We start from the raw sequence: 19512 nt of genomic DNA, 5'->3' as shown, positions 1-19512 counted from the left end.
CTGTATGAATATCGAAAGATCTATTCAAGAATGAGTTCGTGGCTTCCTGATCTTCTGGTCCGGTTGAACTCCATGGAGGAGGCACGACATACACAGGACCTTCTTTCCACGTACCTGAACGCAGCCACCATGATCGGTGACATATACATCACCATCATAGAGTTGAGCCGGGCCGAGGCGCAGATGCGCAATTTCATACATGTCGGCTATCCACAGGACTGGGTTAATTTCTACATTGAAAACAAATATATAGATATAGACCCCATAATAAAGAGATCGATAAACATAAGCTCTCCGTATACATGGAGCGATTTACAATACAAGAACATAAAAGAGAAGAGTATAATAAGAGATATTCACGAATATGGAATTCAAAATGGATACACAATACCAATACACACCCATGATGGCAGGGTCTATTCAATATGCTGTGCCTTCAGGGGGAAATATATTGAAAAAGATGCGGAAATATATCTCAGGACGTTATCCAGTTTTTTTGTAATCAATTATAAAAAACTGTCTTCAACCCCTCCAATCCCCCACAGGGTTCTCACGACGCGCGAAAAGGAATGCCTGAAATGGACCGCGAAAGGGAAAAGCTCCTGGGAAATTGGAATGGTCATAGGCATTCGTGAACGAACGGTAAATTTTCACATCAACAATGCTCTCGTCAAACTGGACTGCAACAACCGTATAATGGGTGTCGTCAGGGCCATCTGCCTCGGTCTTATTGATCTGTAAACCTGACAGAACTGACAGCTAACGTCCGATCCCCCCTGGTCACATTATTCCCTCATCAACATACAAGGATGTACGGGAATGATCGAAATCGTAAGGGTCGAAAACGCCAAATGGTGCGGGGATGCTCTGGCGGAACAGTTCAAATTCCGTTACCGCCACTTCGTGGCGAAAGAACAGTGGGATGTGCCATCGTATAAAGGGATGGAGTATGACCAGTTCGATACGCCCGCGGCCGTTTATCTCGTCTGGAGGGATATTGCCGGGGTCGTACGTGGCATGGTGCGTCTTCTTCCCACAATATGCCCGTACATGCTGGACACCTTATGGCCTGATATGGCCCCTGTTCCACCTGTCCAGCCAAGCCCATCCGTATGGGAAATCACACGCTTCGGCGTCGAGCGGGATCTTTCCCTAACCCTGCGCAAGAAAATTTCCGCAGAACTGATCCTCGCCTGTATCGAGTTTTCGGTAGCTTATGACATTCATACGTACCTGTTTCTGACGGCCTGGGGCGTTCTTAAACGCATTGTGCCCGCAGCCGGAGTGGAAGCAAACATTCAAAAACGTACCACCTTACCATCCGGCCACGACGTGGCCTCGGCTGTCGTTCCAGTATCCCGGGAATTACTTGACAAAGCCCGTGCCAAACTTGGTCTGCACTATAATGTTATTGACGATAGTATCGGTGGACAGAAACATGCTGCATAATGAAAAAATCAGTGACGTTCATATCAAGGCTCAGCAGATAAAGGAGGCTCTACGTTTTCTTCGCAAAGAGGCTCGAAAATACGGCCTGCACAAGACGGAAAACTCCTTATCTATCACAGAAACAATAATTGATAAAGAAATGACAGGTTAGAACTCTGTATAAATAACCCATTGCTATAACACGATTTAAATAAATTATTAACACCTTGTTTATAATTCTTAATGGCTAGCGCCGATAGCTAGAATTAAAACAGGGAATTATATAAATATGTATGATTGCGTTAAAATAACAAATGGAACAAACTATCCCGTGAACGGGAAAGTAACCTATGCTACCTTCTTTTGCTCGGATGATTCCTACAATATGGCTCCGGACTCAACATGGCAGGCAAGGTCACGGGGGGTTTGTCTGGTCACGGAAGTAACCGCCACGGTGATGGTTGATTCAAAGCCTGTTATTGCACAGCCTTATGTATCAACCGGTACGGGATACAGCGATTTTATTGTGTCTCCCGCAGGGCAGGGAACTTTCCTTGTCACCCGGATCTGCAACGGCACGGAAGACCTTCCTCCCAAGGACCATTCCGCGCCAACTACGCAACAAAAATAGACATATTTCATGGATGAAAAGGTCGCCACGAATCCATACGTGGCGACTTATAGTATTTGTAATATATTTATTATGAATACAACATATAATGCACTGTATATGAAACCACAAACAAATTAGGTATAACATAATGAATCTTCCGTTCGTGCTTCCAAGACGACTGATTGGTTTGTTTTTTGTGATGATATCGTGCGTAAATATAACTTCGGTAGGTTACGCAAAAAGTGTTACAGGAAAGTTCGAAATGGGAGGTGTCAAATTCGAATATCACGAAATAAGTTTTGGATCAGGAGGAGGGAATAGAGGAATCTACATTCAGGCCGGAAAAGATATATCCCAAAAATATCAGTTTTCTCCAAACCCTCACCGGAATCCAAAATATAATAAATATCAAGAACGGTTTTACAATGAAGCCGCAAAATTTCTGGCTCAGGAGTTTATTAATCAGGAGCAAAGTAAATTTCCTGAACCCGGTCTTATTGAAGAAACGTTACTTGGAGTGGAATATACATTTGAAGAGCCCCGTTAATTTTGATCATGGGCAAGAAGTCATAGCTCCGCTCCTTTCCTGCCGTACTGCGTCATAACGACCGACGCACACTCTTCCACGCGCTTAGGTTCTGTTGATAAAAGACGATAGCCACAGTTTTACGGCTGCGAGGTTAAGAAAGGCGAGGAACGATTTTCTTGCCTTGTCATAGCGTGTGGCAATACGTTGGAACTGCTTGAGCTTGTTGGACATCCGCTCGATACGGTTGTGATCCCGATAGCGACGGAAGTAGCAGGGGATATCCTCTGTGCGGTTTGAACGCGGCGGGATAACAGGAAGAATACCTCGAAAAAGCAGGTTCTCCCGTATCCTGTCGCTATCATACCCCTTGTCGGCCAGAAGTCGGCGCGGTGTCACGACCGGTAGGTCTATCAGGGCATCAGCACCGGAGTAGTCAGAAACTTCACCGCCCGTCAGTTCAAAGCCAAGAGGGCGTCCCTGACCGTCAACGCGGGCATGGATCTTGCTTATAAAGCCGCCGCGGCTTCGACCAAAGCCTTCCTTATGCGTCCCCCTTTTGCGCCAGCCGCCTGGCTGTGAACCCAAACGAGCGTAATGTCGATCATGTGCTGCCAGTCATCGGTCAGACCAAGTTCAACCAGCGTTTCCAGCAGAGCGTCCCGACACCCTGCTCTGCCCATCGACGGAACCGGACATAGACCGAGTTCCATTTTCCATAGCGCTCATGCATGTCCCGTCACGGACAACCAACTCGCAGGACATAAAGCACTACATCTAATTCTGCCGCGCTTAAACTGTACGAAGAATATTTTCTGCAATTTAAGTTGTTACTTGAAACTATTTACACAGATGGCTTATTCAGGCCGCCGGAAATCTGCAACTATAGTATTCTTTCAGCACAATCTGGTCAAAAATACCAGATTACGATCTTGATATAGCTCCGGCATTCATATTCCGTTTTTCTACGGAAGGGACTATACAGAGCACACATATATGTTATAATTATTTAATTATACATTTTTATAAATTACAAAAGAAAATAGAAATGACGCACAGGAATTGCATTATAAATTCGTATAAAAATATACGCAATAGGATAAACTCATATAGAAATATACTCAACTCTAAATACAGAATGAAAAATAGTACGCATTTTATCCGCACCAGCGACCTTGACCAGGCGGCGACCGATTTTCATAACAACAAAATAGAACCATGGGTAGGCAAAGTATATGAGTTGCCACATTGGTTTGATACAAATATTGATTCAGACAGTAAGGAATACAAAGAAAATATCCTGAAATTATGGTCTGAAATTACAAACCGTAAGAAATATGACCCCGAAATCGACGAAGTCACCCCACTAGATGGTCTTGATGCTATAAGACGTCCTGCGTTTTATTCCACGGGAAGCGCTTATGAAGCGGGAAAGCACCTGATGGCTATCGGGCACCTGCTTATGCGAAGCAATATAAAATCCGGGAATAAGGTATTGGAATACGGTGCTGGTTTTGGCCAGACGTCTGTTGCATTCGCACGGGTTGGGGCGCAGGTAGATACGGTTGATGTCAACAAGCCATTTTGTGATGCAGTCAGTGAAGTTGCCAAGTTTTATGATGTGAATTTGAAAAGTCATATAGGAGAATTTGGTTATAATCCATCTGGCGAAGATCATTATTACGATCTCGTCTTCTTCTATGAGTGCTTCCATCATTGTCTAGACATAAAGAAAATGATCGCTCAACTGAAAAAGATTGTCAAACCCACAGGAAAGATCCTTCTTGCCGGGGAGCCTATATGTGACGAATTATCTCCGATACTTCCTTACCCTTGGGGAATTCGTCTCAATTGGGAAAATGTCGCGATCATGAGATACCGAGGGTGGATGGAACTTGGATTCCAGAAAGACTATTTATTCAAATGTTTTTCTGATGCAGGCTTTTCTTGCCACGTATACAACGACCCGAATTCTGACCCAGCCCGAGTATATGAATTTCTTCCCATAGCGTAGGGCCTGTTAGGTCTTGAATAACAGAATGCACTGCATAGCTGTTTATGATGAGCATGATGCAGTCTATTTTTTCTGATCAGGCCTGGTCCGTCTGGGAGCCTTTGATCGAGGAAGTCCGCCCGAAGGGGAAGAGCCCACCAAAGAACCTTCGACGGACGATATCCACGATTTTCTGGCGCCATCAGAACGGCGCGAAATGGCGCACCATACCAGATGAGTCTGGTCCCTGGTGGATTGCCGCACACCTGTTCATTCGCTGGTCGAAGCTCGGAGTGTCGCAGCGCCTCTTTGAAAAGGTCAGCAGCACGGACCCGGCATTGGGCATGGCCTTTCTTGATGGCACGACGATCCGTGCCCATCACAAGGCGGCCGGGGCCGCCAAAAAGGGGGATACGGGGGATGGCTCAGGGATCGTGAGGCGCTTGGCCGCTCACGTGGAGGTTTTGGCACCAACGTCTGCGTAGCTGCGGATGGATATGGCAGGGCACTATCCTTCACGCTGTCGTCCGGTCAGGCACATGAACTGCCATCTGCATATCCCAGCTATCGGGTATATTCAGTGGAATGACAAATGGGTAAAAATCATTATTCATTATATTTATACCGTATAATATTAACACAAGTTTATAATGAACATTATGTCAAGAAACTAGTAGTCCCTTTAAACATCTTCCTTCATTGTCGCTAGGGCCTTACCCTTTGTGCATGTCTTTTTCTAAAAATCAGGAAAAAATATTAAAAATCAAACGGCATTACACACCTCGTGTATGATCGTATGCTCGCCCGCAACAGGCTTTAGGTTCCTTTCTGCGCGCGCCATGCGCCGAGGGACACCACATTGCCGTCCTGCGCCACCGGATCGGGCTGGATAGCTTCTGCCCTGGTGGCTTTCCTGAGCTTTGTCTTCCTGACAAGCTTTCCCGCGCGGAAGCGTTCGATGTAGTCGACGACGACTTCCCATCCGCCCATGATCTGCCCGCTTAGTTCCCATGTCCGTGCAATCCGCCGTGCGGCGGCGGCCCTCTGCTGCCGGTATTCGACGTTCATGAGGCGATGCTCGATGCTGGTGGCAAGAAGTATCTGCCGTTCCTGGCTGATCATGTCCCGCGCCTCGGCGGTCTCCCGGATCGCCTTGCTGACGGCGGGCTGAAACCACGCACGCAGTTCCAGTTCAAGTTCGGCCTCGTCGGTAAAGGCGGATGGGTCCCATTGCGCGAGATGGGACCGGACCTCGCGCGCGCCGTTCTTTTTCAGCATGGACAACGACCGGGGCGGCGGATGGCCAGCTTCCTTCATCGCTTCCGCGACATCCTCGCGTTCGAGGCTGAGCATCTGCATGAACTCGACCGACTGTTCCACCCGACGTTCGAGCGGGAACCGCGTGACGGTCTTCACACCGGCAATGGATTCTACAGGCACGGGATTATCTGTCATGGCTCACCTCGATCAGCGCATTTCATCATTGCGCGACTGCCGCGCCAGCGCGACCAGCCCCTGCTGTGTTTCCGCCGCGCGGGCGGTGGCGTCCGCCATTGGGCGCACGCCGAACACCTTTTCCACCCATGTAATATCACAGGTCCACCCGGTATGTCCGCTGCGCCAGTGCCAGTGGGCCATGGCGTTATCCGCGCAGGTACGGGCCTGCACGAGCGTCCACCCGTTGACCCATGCCAGCCAGCACAGGGCATGCTGCTCCTTTCCTGTCGCCATGCTTCGTCCCCAGTGACGCACGGCATGGCAGTCGGGACACAGGGCAATCACGCCCTTGAGGACCTGGATGAAGCGGGTGTCGTCATAGGCCCAGCCTTCGTCGGCCTCGACCGGATGATCGGGACCGACGCCGCCACAGATACGGCAGCGATAGCCCGCGCGCCTGTATGCGTCGCGTCGGATCCTGTCCCAGTCCTTCCGGCGCAGCATGGCGCGCAGGTTCCAGCCCCACAGCGACTGGGGCACCATCCACGGCCGCACGTAGGGCGGCCTGCGGTCAGGCCGGAAGCGGAATGGCAGGTAGGCCCGGACCGGCGAGTTTTCACCGATGCCGCCGACACCGCCATCCCAATAGAAACAGCGTTTACCACCATCCCACCGCGCACCGGCCCGGGCAGCGTATTTCGCGGCATCGCGCGGAACGCATAGCGGGTGGGATCATGCCCGCCCGTCATGGCCGTTGTCCGGCGGTATGAACCTGGGACGGCCTGGCTGGGAGTGCCGTCCGGGCGCATGCATCCCGCAGGGCGTAGAGGCTGCGGTCGAGATAGAGTGCATGACGCGCCCCACGATCCACCAGGGACCGGAAATAGGCGTCCCGATAACGGATTGCCTCGCCCCGATGGAGACGTGCGGCCATGATGATGACGGTAATGCTTGCCTGCAGGCGGCCGAGCACCACACAGGCCTGCCGCCATGCGTGGTGGGTGATGCCCATCTGGCCGGACAGATGTTCCGCGGCGTCGGTCAGTTCGGGCTGTGTCGGTCGATCGGTTGGACACAGGTCGCGCAATGGGGGGCAGATTTCGAGATAGAACGTCGATGTGCCGCGAAACCCACGCAGTGCGGACAGTTCGTGCCGGGGTTTTGTTGCGGCCGGGTCTGCTGGCGCTGCGCTCCGCATTGCTTCAATGCGATTGCGGCCTGTGGCCGCTACGTTGACTACCTTAATTTTGGATAGATTGTTTTTTGTATCTGTATAGTGGGTGCCGGAATCGGGGTCCATGGGTGCCACTTTCGGGGTCCATCGGGCATCGGATCCCGGGTTATCCACAGGGGTCGGAACTGCTTCGAGTTGGTGCCAGATCGCCTTCATGTCGTCATGATAGGCCGCAAGCGTCGCGATGGACTCCGTGCGCAGCCGTCGGCGCATGATGCCTGCCGCACGCATGATGGCCGCCTCATCATCGCGCTGCTCGGCAAGCTGGCGTATCGCCCCGTTCAGATCCGCGATCGCATCGCGCAGGAACCTGACCCGGTCGCGATGGCGCCGCTCTGCTTCCAGCATTTTCAGGAACCCGGGCCAGCGATAGCGCAGCGAGGCAAGGCTGAACCCAACCCTGCAGGTATCGTCCTCACCCCGCCAGCGCCGCCCCCTCTGGCCGTTCCGCCCGTCATGGGCCGTCAGCATCCGTGCCTCGGCCAGTTCACGCACAGCCCTGCGCAACGACGTCAGACACAGCCCCGTCCAGTTCACGAGTGTTGAATTATGGGCGTAGATGAAAGGCGTTTCCCCTTCGTCCCAATCTCCTGTCGCCGTGTGCTCGACCATGCACACCAGAAGCTCGAAGGCGTTGCGGCCGAGCCCGAGCGGACGGCGCAGTGCGCGCAGGACCCGCACCACGTCATACTTGCCAGGAAAAGCCGGCGCGGGCCGATCCAGTTCGGCCATGGCGTCGAGCATGGCGGGCGTCAGGGTACGCTTTCCGCGCCGGCGCACCGGGCGCGCATCATCATTGTGGTCCTGTATCACCATTCGCAAAAAGTCCGGGAACTAGGGAGTTTTCAGGAGCCTCACGGCCTAGACACCGGACAAACCTTCCCCGTTCGCAATTTTGTCTTGCGTTCCGATGGGACTCTCATGTACGAGGAAATTGCTGGATTTCTTCGTACATGAACTACGGTTTTTGGGTGCCCTGGCTTTCCCGATTTGGCGATCGGGGGAGGCAGGGTTTCTCATATCTGGGCTAGGTCATCGGCGGGCCTCTGCAATCATGCGCCCGGTCTGCATGGCTATGCGGCCCACGGCTCGAAAACACCTTGCCCCGACTCATTTCGCACCACAAGGAAAACCTTGGTAAACCGCTGTTTTTCTTGCGTTTTTGTGTCCATTTTGGCACGGGACCCGAAAGGCGGTTCATGAGGTGATGACCTGCTCACTGGCACCATTTCCCATGCGATTTGAAATGGTTGCGTAGTATTGCCCCACGGTCCAGCCACTCATGTTGTTCGCGGCGAGGGTACTGGCGGAGACGAACTTGCTCAAAGGGGCACTGCTATCCGACTCGGTTGCGATCTCCGATCCGGCCTTTGTCCCGAACATGTAGGCGCCATAGGTCTGGGCAGCGGTGGCACTTGTCCCGGTCGCTTTTGAAACCGCCGAGGCATAGTCGCTGATCACCGCGCTGGCGACCTGCGCCTGCACGGCGGGATCGCTCCTGTCGGCATCGCTGAGTCCCAGTTCGGACGCATACTGGTCCCACGTCCCATTGGTGACCTGCCATACTCCTTCCGCCGAGGACGTCGCGTTGCCGACGTTCTGAAAATGGCTTTCGATCTGACCGAAGGCCGCCAGGGTGTCGGGATTGATCCCTTCATTCTCGGCCGCGTTGACGGCCGCCGAACCGTAAGACTGGCTGAGCAGGGTGGACATCGCGTCAGTAGATCCCCACGCCCCTGTATAGGTCGTGCTGGCGGACGACCCACCCGACCCTGACGACGAAGCCGATGCCCCGGCATAGACGAAGTTCGGCGTGCCTGGCTCCATGATGCTCGGAATGATCTGCTGGGGAGCCTGCGCCATGGCCACAGGCATGGACAGTAGGGAAACCAGCCAAGGCAGGAAAAGGCTGCGCCGCATCATCTGTCAGGATGGGAGAATGCGATCATGCCATTGGGCCGCTGTCCCGTGACGACGCAGCCCGTCGGGTGGTCGGCGACGAGCGGGCGATACGCGACGACATCCCCGCTCGGGATCCATGCAAGGGTGTGCCCGCTCAGTTCCACCTGGGTCCAGTCATCGCGGGTTGTGTCGGTGACTGCGATCTGGGGGGCGGCGACGCCCACCTGCCGCGCGGAGCGCGAGGGGGCTGCGTAAAGCGGCTCGAAGTCCCGGGCGGGGCTCATGCATGTGGCGGGCACGGGAAGGGGGGAGAGGGGCTGCGCCTGTTCGGGCGGACTGATCGGCGGCCCCCAGTTCCGGTGCCCGATTTCGCCCGTCCGTTCAGTCGAGAGACGGTCCAGTTCGTCGGGGGAAAGGTGCTGGGCGAATGCCGGTGTGGCCACAAGGGCCAAGCATAGCATCGAGGCGCATGTCTTTCGCACGGGGAGGTCTCCTTGGCAGTGCGTTCGTTACGGGACTCACAGTGCCATGCCCGTTTGTGGGTGCGAACACACGGCGGAAATCCCACCCACAACCATGCGTGAGACTCTGGAGGACCACAGAAGGAGCCTCTTTTCATGAAACGTCTTGCATCGGCGGCCACCATCGTTGCGATGGTCGGGGTAGCCCACGCCGCGCCGCAATGCCCTTCCGCACAGGACGGCCCACCATCCCAGGCGGTCGCGACCGCGCAGCAGGGGCCGACCGAGCCGCAGGCCCGTCCCATCCCGGCCAGTGAGATCGGCGCCAGCCCCGCGCTCGCGCGGATCGCAAGCAATGGCGCCGCCCTGTTCGACATCGGCCGCCCCGAGGACCAGCATGGCCTTCGCGCGGTCTATGCGCGCAATGGAGACCATTTCAGGGTCTTCTTCATCACGGCCGACAACCAGGCCGAAATCGGTGGCGTGATGTGGGATGCGGCAGGGCACAACATCACCCGCGACGAAGTGGCGCCCATCCGTGGCACCATTCCCACCGTGGTCCTGGACACGTCCAGAGGCACGGCAGGCGGCGCGGGGGCATCCGCGGTGAACCCTGTCGGACGCCTCGCCGCAACCTCCTTTGGCCTGCATGGCCGCAAGGACGCGCCCCGCGTCTATGTGGTGGTCGATCCACTCTGTCCGTTCTCGATACGCGCGCTCCAGACGCTGCAACCCTATGTCGATGCCGGCAGGGTGCAGCTTGCCATCGTGCCGATTTCCATCAACGACCATGAAAACGGCGGGACCAGCACGCCTGCGGCAACCGCGATGCTGAGTGTGCCTCCTGACGACATGGTCTCGATGTGGCGGCGGATCATTACGCTGGAACATGCCCCGGCTGATATCTCCGTGTCCGATGGCGCGGCGGCGGCGCTCAAGCTCAATCTCGCGGCCGCGCACGCCATCGGGGTGCGGGGAACGCCGACCGTCGTCTGGAGCGACCGGAAGGGCATGCCGCATGAAGAGGCGGGGCTACCTGATGATACGGATGGCTTTGTTGCGGGACTGGCCCCGTGACCCCGCCGCAAAAACGCGGGCGGGTGGTCCGTGCGATGAAATGGCTGTCCTTTCCGTTTCTGGTGCAGTTCGTCAGAAGCTATCAACTCGCGCGGGATGGCATGCGCACGCTGGGCGATGCGCCGCGGGAACAGGATGTCCCGACTTTCGTCGAAGGGCCTGTAATCGACGATAGGGCCATTGAGCAGCGGGAGGACCCCAAAACCAGCCGTTACAGGCGCTTTTGCGTTCTGCTGCTGATAATAATCGTCGCCGGGCTATGGTGCGACGCGATCTTGTGGAGCGGGCAAGGTCTTTTCTCGGCCGTGAGCATCGGGCTTCTCGCACTGGCCCTGATACTGGTTTCCCAATATGCGAGCCTTCGTTTTCCGGGCGGGTCCGCGTCCGCCGTAGCGTCAATGTCCCAAGAAGATGCCATGCGGTTGCAGGCGCGGCTGAGAACCCGGCGCTACGGCCGGTTCTGCGCCCTGCTGCTGGTCATTCTCCTGGGGATGTGGGCCTACGCCGTCATATGGCAGGGGCAGGGTGTTTTTTCGCCCGCAAGCATCCGGTCCGTCGCGCTGACGCTCATCCTCGGGTCCCAGTATGTGAGCCTGTGTTTCTCGAACTGGATGGCGCGGCTGCCCGGACGGCGATCGTTCTCCGAGTTTCTTCAGGACGGGCGGGAGTTCTGGCCACGATAACAGAGTTCACCATGCGCTGGACGTCCGGCAACACACCATCACAAGCGGTTCTCGCTTTCTGCCTTACCGCTCGTACAACAGGTGCTGAATATAGCTGGCGTGCCCACCCCGCGATCCATACTGCGCGCTCGCCTTCTGCACGAAAGATTGGTTTCGCTTCTCAGCTATGGCATCACCGCCCTGTATCGTGGTGACGCCATAATGCGTTGTCGCCCAACTGATGTCGCAGCGCCAGTCACTATACGCGCTGCGCTCGTGCCATTGCTCCATCGCCTCGTCAGCACAACGCGTAGCCTCGGCGCGCGTCCAGCCATTAACTTCCATCATCCATGCCAGCGCCTCATCCTGCCTGCCTGCACTCATCGTCTTGCCCCAGTGACGGACGGCATGGCAGTCAGGACAGAGCGCAATCACACCTTTAAGGGTCTGCACCCGCGTCGCGTCATCGTAGCGCCAGCCCTCATCCGCCTCGACCGGCCATTTCGGACCCCGCCCACCACAGACGCGACAGCGCGAACCTGCCCGGGCATAGGCATCCTTGCGAATACGGTCCCAGTCTTCTTTTGCGAGTAATGCCCTGAGATTCCGGCCCCAAAGTGCCTGCGGCACCATCCACGGCCGGATATAGGGCGGCTTCCTGTCTGGCCTATAGCGATAGGGAACAAACGGCAGCAAAGCGTCCAGACGATCAACGCCTGCCTTCCAACATTTCTCTTTTCCATCAAAGACGGCGCCAGCCGCTTTCGCCAGCTGTCGCTGGTCATGGGGAACGCAAAGGGCTATAAAAACGGACATTAAAATATCTCATGAGCTGGAATGTCTCAAAAATGCCCGATCCACTGGCAGCGATCAAGTTGCTCGCCCCTCGGTCAACATAGTGCGTTTTCGCTTTGATCTGGCTCATAACGGTCCCATCATGGTTGGCGCTTCATGGGGCACGGGGTCGAGGACCGAATGAGCGATTTCAGGGACTCAGAATATTACGGCTCCCGTGTGGAGCCGGCGCGGCGTGAATCAGGCTGGCTCTCCGACGGGGACTTCATCCGCCGAGGTCGAGAGGAATACAGGGATTATCGGATGGGGGCGGGAGGGCAGTCGCCCTCAACCGCAAAAGGCATCTTCTCCCTGATCCTGCTGATTATGGCTGCGGGGGCACTGTTCTCCATTGCCCAGGGGCTGGAGGCCGTGATGAACAATGCCTCCAACGCCGTCGACGACGTTGACAGGTCCCTTTCTGCCTTCCCCTGGAAAGGGATAGCGATCGTAATCGCTGATATCTGGCTGGGCTTATATATCTGGCTCAAGCTGAGGTAGCTTTGTGGTGATTGCCGTATCGGCAACGCTAGAATGTACCTGCCTTTCTGGACATATTCCCGACAGACCACGACGCGCCTTCATAATCGGGCCTGTCCGCCTGGTCGGCCGGGTCCGTTGGTTTCACGATCGTACCATCGCGCGAAGCAACCGGAGGCTTCCAGCGTGCCGGCACCGATCCGTAGGGCGCATACGGGTCATAAAGCGCCTGCTTTACTGCCGGGGGACGGAGCGGGCGGCTTGAGGCGGATGTAAGGTTCCCGTGGGAACAGCCCGAGACTGCCAGTGCCAGTCCGGCTACCATTACAGGGAGCCTCATGCCTTGCGGCCTTTAAGGGCGGCCAGTTCTTTTTCCAGCTCTGCCGCGCGGGTTTTCCAACGATCTGATTGCTGCTCAAAAAAATTACGTTCCGCTTTCAGTGATTCGGCATAATCGCTAAATTCATCCCTATTTCTTTCGAACTTATTCGATTGCCGCTCCCAGTACTGCGTATCAGACCGTAGCTGCATGACCTCCTGCTGCAACGCCTCATTCTGGCGCACCACGGCATTGTAGTCCTCCACCGAAATCGTTTTATTGGCGCCGCGCTCCGTAGCCTGACGTATCCGGATAAGCTGGTCTAGTATAATGGGATCAGACATTTCTCTAACCTTCCTCACGACCTGAAACCATGAGATGGGACTGCGTTGTTGAATCCAGGCCTTTCGTGCCTGACGTGCTGGCAGGGTCAGGCGCATCGTTTCCGGTCCCGGGAGATCGACTGATACTACTCTGCGCCAAACTCACACCTTTTTCCAGATGTGGCCTCAGAGGCTGCGTCGCGCTATCTGAGAAGCTGTCGCTATCAACACGGCTCATCGCGTTCATTCCCGCCATGGCCGGCAGATGATGCGGCAGGGTGGAAATCAGCCGAAAAGACATGACTGCAAACGTCATCTCCGTGGTGACATACATGGCGAGCATCACCACGATGGCGATGAAATTGTCCACCAGGTCACCCTGCGCGAAGACGAAGCCGACCGCAATCGAGAAGCTTTTCATCAGGAGCCATGACATCGCGGAGAAGATCGTGTAGCTCAGGATCAGGCCAATCACCATCATGGAGGGCCGGAAGATGATGGTGAACAGCACCTCGTATCCCCGGATGCCCCTGCCATGCAGGCCCTCTCCCTCGAACACCATATGGGCCAGCATCCATAATGGAACAGCTATGACCGCCTCGATCACAAGGATCAGCCAGCCGGCTACGCCTGCAATCCAGTACAGATATGGGGTCATCGGCAGGATGTAGGCCAGGGTGATGCCAGGTACCAGCAGCATGAAGGCCCCTGCGAAAATCGGGGTCAGGAGCGCGCTGATCGCGCCGCTGAAAACGACGGCCGATGCACTGGCGGCCACCTGTGCGGGATCGAGTGTCATGACCCCGGCCACGGCAGACGCGGCGGATGCGGTCTTACTGGAGCCGATGGCGACCACGCCAATGATGGTCAGGGCAATATGGATCAGCAGGTGTCCCAGCGTAATCATGCCCGCGAGGGGGTCGGTCCAGCCGGGTCCGCCACCGCTAACAGGATGACTGCTATCCACGCCCGAACTAGGCGCGACCATTTCATTCACGATGAGCGTAAAGATATCCTCGTTGATGCCAACCGCGCGGGTGATCTGTGTCAGCAGTGAGCCCGGCGTACTGCCGATCCGCCCCCGGGAGAACATGCGCGTGGCGCCGTAGGGCGCGCTGGCCTGGTCCGCAGTGATGATATTGTCTTCCTGCTGGGCGAGGTAATCGCCGATGGCCCGTGCAAACGGATCGACGTCATCAGAGAGAAACCAGCCCAATCCTGTCCATGACGGCGCGATGATGGCCGGCTTGAGAGATGAAAAAGCAAGGATCTCGGAGTTCAGGCCTGCAATTTCCAGATAATACGCCCCCAACCCGCTCCAGCCGAGATTATGCAGGGCCGTGACCCCAGAATCGGCGCCCTGGTCGCTGGCGGCCTTGCGTATGGTGGACACCGCGCTCGACGCGATTGTGTACAGCGCATCGGAATAGGACTGCGCATTCACGATCAGCAGGGCGTCAAGCGACCTGAGGGTCGAGACATTTCGGGTTACCCACAACGTTGCAGCCAACGCCTGTATGGGGTCACGCAGTTTGCTGACAAGGTCTTTCAGCGCCTGCTGCTCTTGCGGCGCGAGGTCGGACAGGTCAACATAAGGTGCCAGGGCCGAAGACGATATTCCGGCGTTGGAAGTTGGCAGTTGTAGGACAATGCTCCCACAGGGCGCGGCAGCCGTATGCTCGTTCGCCGCCAGATCATAGGAGAGAGTGATCTTTCCCGCGCCATTATTCTGGACTTCGGGCGCAGGGATCAGATCACCGTTGTTCGATGCCTTGTTGACGATGGCGCGACAGAGCTCACTCGCCATCACGCTGAAGATGATTTCACGGGTAGAGGGCGCCATGGGTTCCGCCAGAGGCAGGGCATCGGGACCAACAGCGTTTATCGTGATGTTCTGCAGGTTTCTCGCCATGCCTATGGCGGATTTGGAGAGCACCAGAATCATGTCCTGCCCGGTGGAAAATCCGCCAAGGGCGGTGACAGGGCTCATCATGATGAGGGCCATTGCCACACGCACCGGGACCCATCCGTTGAAGCTGGCCGAAAATATCTTGCCACTCTCGGCGGTGCGGTGGATCTGGATGACGGTGGCATACGAGATCCATGCCGCGACGATCAGCATGACGTAGGCGGAGAAATACGAGAGCATCGTTCCCGTCGCGGTCTGTGTGGAGCCGCTCATCGGAAAAATGCTGTCCAGCACACGCCCGGTCCAGTCATCCCCGGCGGCAAGGTCGCTCCATGTCACGTTGGATGCCGTCGTGTCGGCGTGAGCGACCCCTGACAGGAACATGCATCCCGTCACGAGCAGGAACGTGGCCGGCACGCACAGTCCGACCGGACGCAGGCGCGTGTGGATCATTGGTCAGCGCTCCATGGACGGACCGCTGTCGCGTTCGCGCCGCTGGCCAAAGGTATGCTCGAAGAATTCACGAAACTTGTTCGCCAGTCGCTCGACCATCGCCCCCACCTGCTGGAGAAAGTTTTTTCCCGGATATTCTCCAGGGATTTTTTCGAGTTCGAGACCCACGCCCCCGACACTCCGCAAGACCTCGGTGACCGGCTCCTTGTCCGATGCCCCACGCTCGCGTGCTTCGGTCTCCAGCCGCCTGACAGTGGTTCGCAGGTTGGTCCCCGCCTGCATGAGTTCCCGGCTGGCCGCCATAAAGTTCGGATTGCGCTGGACGATCGCATCATATTGCTTGCGCAGGTTGGCGTAGGGGCCGTCGGACGTCATGCCCGCGATCACCTCGCGCACCGGCTGACCGCTTTTCCGGGCCGCGGCGTCAATGCTTTCAAAGAAGGCGGGTTCTTCCCGGCGCAGGTTCCCAATCTTGTCCCGCACGGCCTCCACGGCTTCGGCGGTGCGGTTGACGAATTTGTTGACGCGACGCTCGTCTTTTTTGCCCATGAAGTTATTTGCCCATTCCTTCACGCCAGAGACCGGTGAGGGAACCGTAGCGGGCGCCTGTTGCGGCTTGTTCTGTGGCGCGGGCGCAGATTGGGGCTGTGCTTGATCAGGACTTTTTTGCGGGGTCGTGGGCCGAGGGTCTTTGGCTTCTTTCTGCGGTGCATGATTTGGAGGCGAGTCACTATTCTCCCTCTCGCGGGAATTGTCGGCATCCTCGGCACGGGTGCGGTTCTCCGCCCCTTGATCAGACGCCTGAGCCGCGCTTCCCTTGGTATGCGGCACCTCGTTCCCGTCGCCTTGTATCGGCTCATCGCGGGTTTCCTGTGGTGCAATCGGCCCTTCGGGTTCCGGGCCGGGAGCCTGTGCAGCTGCGGCCTCTGTGGAAGACGGGGCAAAGCCCGGGTCACCCGCTTCCGGCGGAAACGGGTCTGCTGAAGATGGCTCCGGTTCCGGAGCCGCCGCCGGGGTCGGACGCATCTGTTGCGGCGGCTCAACCACCGGCTCAGGTGTGGTTTCCGGCGGGACGGGGTACGGAGCGGCTTCATGTGCCATTGCGGGCTGCCCAAGCGCGGCCTGGACCCGCTGCACAAGATGGTCGGCCGCCATGCGCGCCATGAACGAGGTCTGCTGTTCGGGCGTCATCCTGGCGGTTTCCATTGCCACCGACCGGATATCGGCAACCAGTTGCCGGTCATGCAGCCCTCCCGTCTGTTCCAGGGCGGACCTGACCTGCGGATTTTCGAGCCCCGGATAGGTGGATGCAAGCTGCGCCATACCTGCCGTAAGGATTGGCGAGACAGCCGGGGCCTGACCCGTCCCGCTGAATTTCTGCCAGTCCTGCATGAGCCACGCGACCTGCGTGCAGAATCGTGGATCGTTCTCCAGGGCCGGGTTTTCGGCAAGGCGTTTCTGGAGGTCTTCAAGGTCTTTTGCGAGGCCGCGCTCGCTTTCCGGAATAGCGCGCTGCTGCGCGTCCAGACCGGCCAGGGCCGTCCCTATGAAACTCTGCTGTGTCACGGTATCCGACATTTATTCCTCAGTTGCTGGAAATTGATGGGACGGGCATCGGGGAAATCCCGGGCCTGCGCTGTTCCGCCGCAATGGAGAGGCGCGCGGCCTCGGCCAGGGCACGGCTCTGGTCCAGCTTGAGCTGCTGCCAGAGCAGCCAGTTGCGTTGCGCATCCAATAGGGCGATCTGGACGAGTACCGATTTGTCGCTCGGCATGGCCTGAAGGTCTGCCTGCCAGTCGGTGCCCGAGTATTTCCGGTTGACCTCCAGCTCCGTAGCCTCGAACTGGCTACCCGTATCGGTCTGCGTTATCCCTTCGCGCTGGGCTTCGGCTTTCTGGGCCGCGGAAAGGGTGACGGTTCCGGCATGCCAACTCAGCACATCGTCACCAATCTTGTGCGCCAGCGAGATTGCCGCACTGTAGGAGCGGCGTCCGGGCAGGGCCTGTTGCCCCCCGGTTGTCGTCAGCGCGCTGCCGCGGAGTGCCGCGGATGCTACCGGCTGGATCAGCGTCATCTCGAAATCGTTGGCCTTGTCGATCGCGGCCGGGTCGGCATAGACGGGAGGCGTCAGGAGGCTGGACGCGCTCTGGTCGGCTCCCTTAAGGTCACTGGTCGCGAGGGAACAGATCCCGGCCTCGGCTTCGGCATCGTCGCAGTACTTCGCAAAATGATGATTGTTATTCGCCTGGGAGCCCTGACCACCACCAGCCCATGAGGGTGTGCCGCGGGCGGCACGGGTGCGGCTGTCCTTCGCGCTGTCGAGCGTTGCGGCGACTTCCTCCGCGTTATGCGCAGCCACAACCGTCGACTGGCCCCCTTCAAGGTTGAGGCAGTCCTGCCGGTTTACGGCGTGGTTGTCACGAATGACCGCATTACGCACGTCACGGGCCAGGCGGGCCTGCACCATGTTGTTCGCATCCGCGATCTGCTCCTGCGCGCCAACCTGCGCCTTGAGGTAGTTGGTAATTTGGGTAAAGCCGCTGCCAAGCGAGCCGTTGATCAACCCGAGCGTCGAGTTGAGTACCGTCCGGGTGGTTGTGATGACCGTGTTCATGGCTCCCTGCATGGTGGTGATCGCGGCGACGATTGGCGCGACATCGAGCCCGAAAAGTGCGTAGGCCGGACGGGGCGCGGCCATGCTGCCCGCCATGAACGACACAATGACGATGACGATCACCCGGACCCGCCATGATGTGCGGCCCGTCATTGGGTCAACGTGGAAATGCCGGTGCTTTCCCCCATGAGTTGAAGCGTGTAGCCGTCAGGCAACTGGGTATCTCCGGTGACGTCCCACGAACTGTTGCCATTGGTGTTCGTGGACGCGCTGATCAGCGCGTCACCGCCGCCTCCGAAATTCAGCGAGGGGCAGAATGATCCGGCGCCAAGTCCGAGATTGAAATTGGTATCGAGGCCGGTCACGGTCAGACCGCACTGGGCCATCCCTTCCATGTTTTCCCAGGTAGAGGTGAGTTCAGCGCAGATTTTCCCCATGGCGGCCTGTGCGATCGCGGCGATATTGATTCCGTTCAACAGAATGTCGAGCCCGACGCCACTGAAGAAATTACCCAGACAGGTGAACTTCGTGACGGACTGGGGCTGCTTGATGGTGGCATCATCGGCACCCATCTGGGCTGCCATTCCCGTCGCGGCGGACTGGATCAGCGCCTCGCACCCCTGGGAACTCGCGGCGACCGCACTGGCGTCATATCCGAGGCAGGCCGTCACCATCACGCAGGCATATAAGGTACGTCTCACGTAGCCGCTCCCTGCGCCATGGGTTGGGGCTGGTCGCCGGCACCGTTATCTTTGGCCGTTCCTTCGCCATACCATCCACGCCCGAGAACCGACCGGGCGCGCGCGGCGTCCAGCCATTGCGGCATACGATCCGTGACAACACGACCTTCCTGATCTTCCATGACTGGCTCCGACAGATGTTATCATCATGAGGATAGGTCTGGCGGTTGTGGGTGCGGACATGAGGCGGAGATCGTCACCGGAGGCGACGCGAATATATCCGGACAGAAAGTGCGTGTTGCACCCATGCGGAAAGTACATGGCAGGTACGACGTGGGGTATTCCGAAGCCGTAATCGTGAATATACCTACATCCTTCAGTAGGGGCACATTACTTAGAAATATCGGGAGGCAGGTTGATTATGCGTGCAAAGCTGCCATTCACGGTGTAATGTAACAAATATATTCAATACTGATTGCAGGTCAGGAGGGTTCTTGTGCGGTCTTCACTAATAACAGGAAGCGCATTTTCCCGTTTTTATCAGGACTATTTAACTCCTGTATTTAT

Annotated in this window: 21 protein-coding genes and 1 pseudogene; 9 read left to right on the top strand and 13 right to left on the bottom strand. The window is 57.0% G+C overall.

What is annotated here, in order from left to right; genetic code table 11:
• The first annotated feature begins 30 nt into the window (after positions 1–30).
• The 4 genes from LDL28_RS14420 (at position 31) to LDL28_RS14405 (ending at position 2588) form a co-directional block, all read left to right on the top strand.
• A complete protein-coding gene (locus LDL28_RS14420) occupies positions 31–741 on the top strand; it encodes an autoinducer binding domain-containing protein (protein WP_233059375.1) in 711 nt (236 codons plus the stop codon).
• Between the two features lie 78 nt (positions 742–819).
• The gene (locus tag LDL28_RS14415; protein WP_233059374.1) at positions 820–1449 is read left to right on the top strand and encodes an acyl-homoserine-lactone synthase; all 630 of its coding nucleotides are present in this window, start codon (positions 820–822) and stop codon (positions 1447–1449) included.
• Positions 1439–1600 carry a hypothetical protein gene (locus LDL28_RS14410; protein ID WP_233059373.1) on the top strand — a complete coding sequence of 54 codons (162 nt, stop codon included), beginning with the start codon at positions 1439–1441 and terminating at the stop codon, positions 1598–1600. Before LDL28_RS14415 ends, LDL28_RS14410 begins: the two co-directional genes overlap by 11 nt.
• A 703-nt stretch (positions 1601–2303) precedes the next feature.
• Complete coding sequence (locus LDL28_RS14405) at positions 2304–2588, top strand: hypothetical protein (protein ID WP_233059372.1); 285 nt, start codon at positions 2304–2306, stop codon at positions 2586–2588.
• Between the two features lie 84 nt (positions 2589–2672).
• Here LDL28_RS14405 and LDL28_RS14400 read toward each other — a convergent pair whose 3' ends face one another.
• Positions 2673–3155: an IS5 family transposase gene (locus LDL28_RS14400; protein WP_233059371.1), complete on the bottom strand. Its 483-nt coding sequence runs from the start codon at positions 3153–3155 to the stop codon at positions 2673–2675.
• Positions 3156–3705: 550 nt separating this feature from the next.
• Between LDL28_RS14400 and LDL28_RS14395 the strand changes: the two genes are divergently transcribed.
• Both LDL28_RS14395 and LDL28_RS14390 read left to right on the top strand, forming a co-directional pair.
• Entirely contained in the window at positions 3706–4581 is an 876-nt protein-coding gene (locus LDL28_RS14395; RefSeq protein WP_233059370.1) for a bifunctional 2-polyprenyl-6-hydroxyphenol methylase/3-demethylubiquinol 3-O-methyltransferase UbiG, read from the top strand.
• A 65-nt stretch (positions 4582–4646) separates the two neighbouring features.
• Positions 4647–5122 (top strand): annotated as a pseudogene (locus tag LDL28_RS14390) (IS5 family transposase); the annotation flags it as partial.
• Positions 5123–5376: 254 nt separating this feature from the next.
• Here LDL28_RS14390 and LDL28_RS14385 read toward each other — a convergent pair.
• From LDL28_RS14385 to LDL28_RS14365, 5 genes are all read right to left on the bottom strand, one after another.
• A complete protein-coding gene (locus LDL28_RS14385) occupies positions 5377–6000 on the bottom strand; it encodes a hypothetical protein (protein ID WP_233059369.1) in 624 nt (207 codons plus the stop codon).
• A 27-nt stretch (positions 6001–6027) separates the two neighbouring features.
• Positions 6028–6552, bottom strand: a complete 525-nt coding sequence (locus tag LDL28_RS14380; protein WP_233059368.1) for a hypothetical protein — start codon at positions 6550–6552, stop codon at positions 6028–6030.
• A 190-nt stretch (positions 6553–6742) separates the two neighbouring features.
• Positions 6743–8047 (bottom strand): replication initiation protein RepC, encoded by a 1305-nt coding sequence (gene repC / locus LDL28_RS14375; RefSeq protein ID WP_233059367.1) that lies wholly within the window; start codon positions 8045–8047, stop codon positions 6743–6745.
• A 381-nt stretch (positions 8048–8428) separates the two neighbouring features.
• A complete protein-coding gene (locus LDL28_RS14370) occupies positions 8429–8944 on the bottom strand; it encodes a transglycosylase SLT domain-containing protein (protein WP_233059366.1) in 516 nt (171 codons plus the stop codon).
• A gap of 206 nt (positions 8945–9150) precedes the next feature.
• Complete coding sequence (locus tag LDL28_RS14365; protein WP_233059365.1) at positions 9151–9615, bottom strand: SH3 domain-containing protein; 465 nt, start codon at positions 9613–9615, stop codon at positions 9151–9153.
• Positions 9616–9750: 135 nt separating this feature from the next.
• On the opposite strand from LDL28_RS14365, the gene LDL28_RS14360 reads away from it, so the two are divergent.
• Positions 9751–10671, top strand: coding sequence for a DsbC family protein (locus LDL28_RS14360; protein ID WP_233059364.1), 921 nt, complete (start codon positions 9751–9753; stop codon positions 10669–10671).
• A complete protein-coding gene (locus LDL28_RS14355; protein WP_233059363.1) occupies positions 10668–11354 on the top strand; it encodes a hypothetical protein in 687 nt (228 codons plus the stop codon). The genes LDL28_RS14360 and LDL28_RS14355 overlap by 4 nt, the downstream gene beginning before the upstream one ends.
• A 63-nt stretch (positions 11355–11417) precedes the next feature.
• Here LDL28_RS14355 and LDL28_RS14350 read toward each other — a convergent pair whose 3' ends face one another.
• The gene (locus LDL28_RS14350; RefSeq protein WP_233059362.1) at positions 11418–12149 is read right to left on the bottom strand and encodes a hypothetical protein; all 732 of its coding nucleotides are present in this window, start codon (positions 12147–12149) and stop codon (positions 11418–11420) included.
• Positions 12150–12308: 159 nt separating this feature from the next.
• On the opposite strand from LDL28_RS14350, the gene LDL28_RS14345 reads away from it, so the two are divergent.
• Positions 12309–12668, top strand: a complete 360-nt coding sequence (locus LDL28_RS14345; RefSeq protein ID WP_233059361.1) for a hypothetical protein — start codon at positions 12309–12311, stop codon at positions 12666–12668.
• 315 nt (positions 12669–12983) lie between these two features.
• On the opposite strand, the gene LDL28_RS14340 is transcribed toward LDL28_RS14345, so the two are convergent.
• The 6 genes from LDL28_RS14340 to LDL28_RS14315 form a co-directional block, all read right to left on the bottom strand.
• A complete protein-coding gene (locus tag LDL28_RS14340) occupies positions 12984–13310 on the bottom strand; it encodes a hypothetical protein (protein WP_233059360.1) in 327 nt (108 codons plus the stop codon).
• Between the two features lie 4 nt (positions 13311–13314).
• The gene (locus LDL28_RS14335; RefSeq protein ID WP_233059359.1) at positions 13315–15492 is read right to left on the bottom strand and encodes a DotA/TraY family protein; all 2178 of its coding nucleotides are present in this window, start codon (positions 15490–15492) and stop codon (positions 13315–13317) included.
• Between the two features lie 162 nt (positions 15493–15654).
• Positions 15655–17229: a hypothetical protein gene (locus tag LDL28_RS14330; RefSeq protein WP_233059358.1), complete on the bottom strand. Its 1575-nt coding sequence runs from the start codon at positions 17227–17229 to the stop codon at positions 15655–15657.
• Positions 17230–17236: 7 nt separating this feature from the next.
• The gene (locus LDL28_RS14325) at positions 17237–18418 is read right to left on the bottom strand and encodes a hypothetical protein (protein WP_233059357.1); all 1182 of its coding nucleotides are present in this window, start codon (positions 18416–18418) and stop codon (positions 17237–17239) included.
• Positions 18415–18966: a hypothetical protein gene (locus tag LDL28_RS14320; protein ID WP_233059356.1), complete on the bottom strand. Its 552-nt coding sequence runs from the start codon at positions 18964–18966 to the stop codon at positions 18415–18417. The genes LDL28_RS14325 and LDL28_RS14320 overlap by 4 nt, the downstream gene beginning before the upstream one ends.
• Positions 18963–19127 carry a hypothetical protein gene (locus LDL28_RS14315; RefSeq protein ID WP_233059355.1) on the bottom strand — a complete coding sequence of 55 codons (165 nt, stop codon included), beginning with the start codon at positions 19125–19127 and terminating at the stop codon, positions 18963–18965. Before LDL28_RS14315 ends, LDL28_RS14320 begins: the two co-directional genes overlap by 4 nt.
• Positions 19128–19512: the final 385 nt, after the last annotated feature.

Origin of the sequence: Komagataeibacter sp. FNDCR2, assembly GCF_021295395.1 — a bacterium.
Taxonomy (GTDB): Bacteria; Pseudomonadota; Alphaproteobacteria; order Acetobacterales; family Acetobacteraceae; genus Komagataeibacter.
This window is presented reverse-complemented; position numbering and strand designations above follow the sequence as displayed.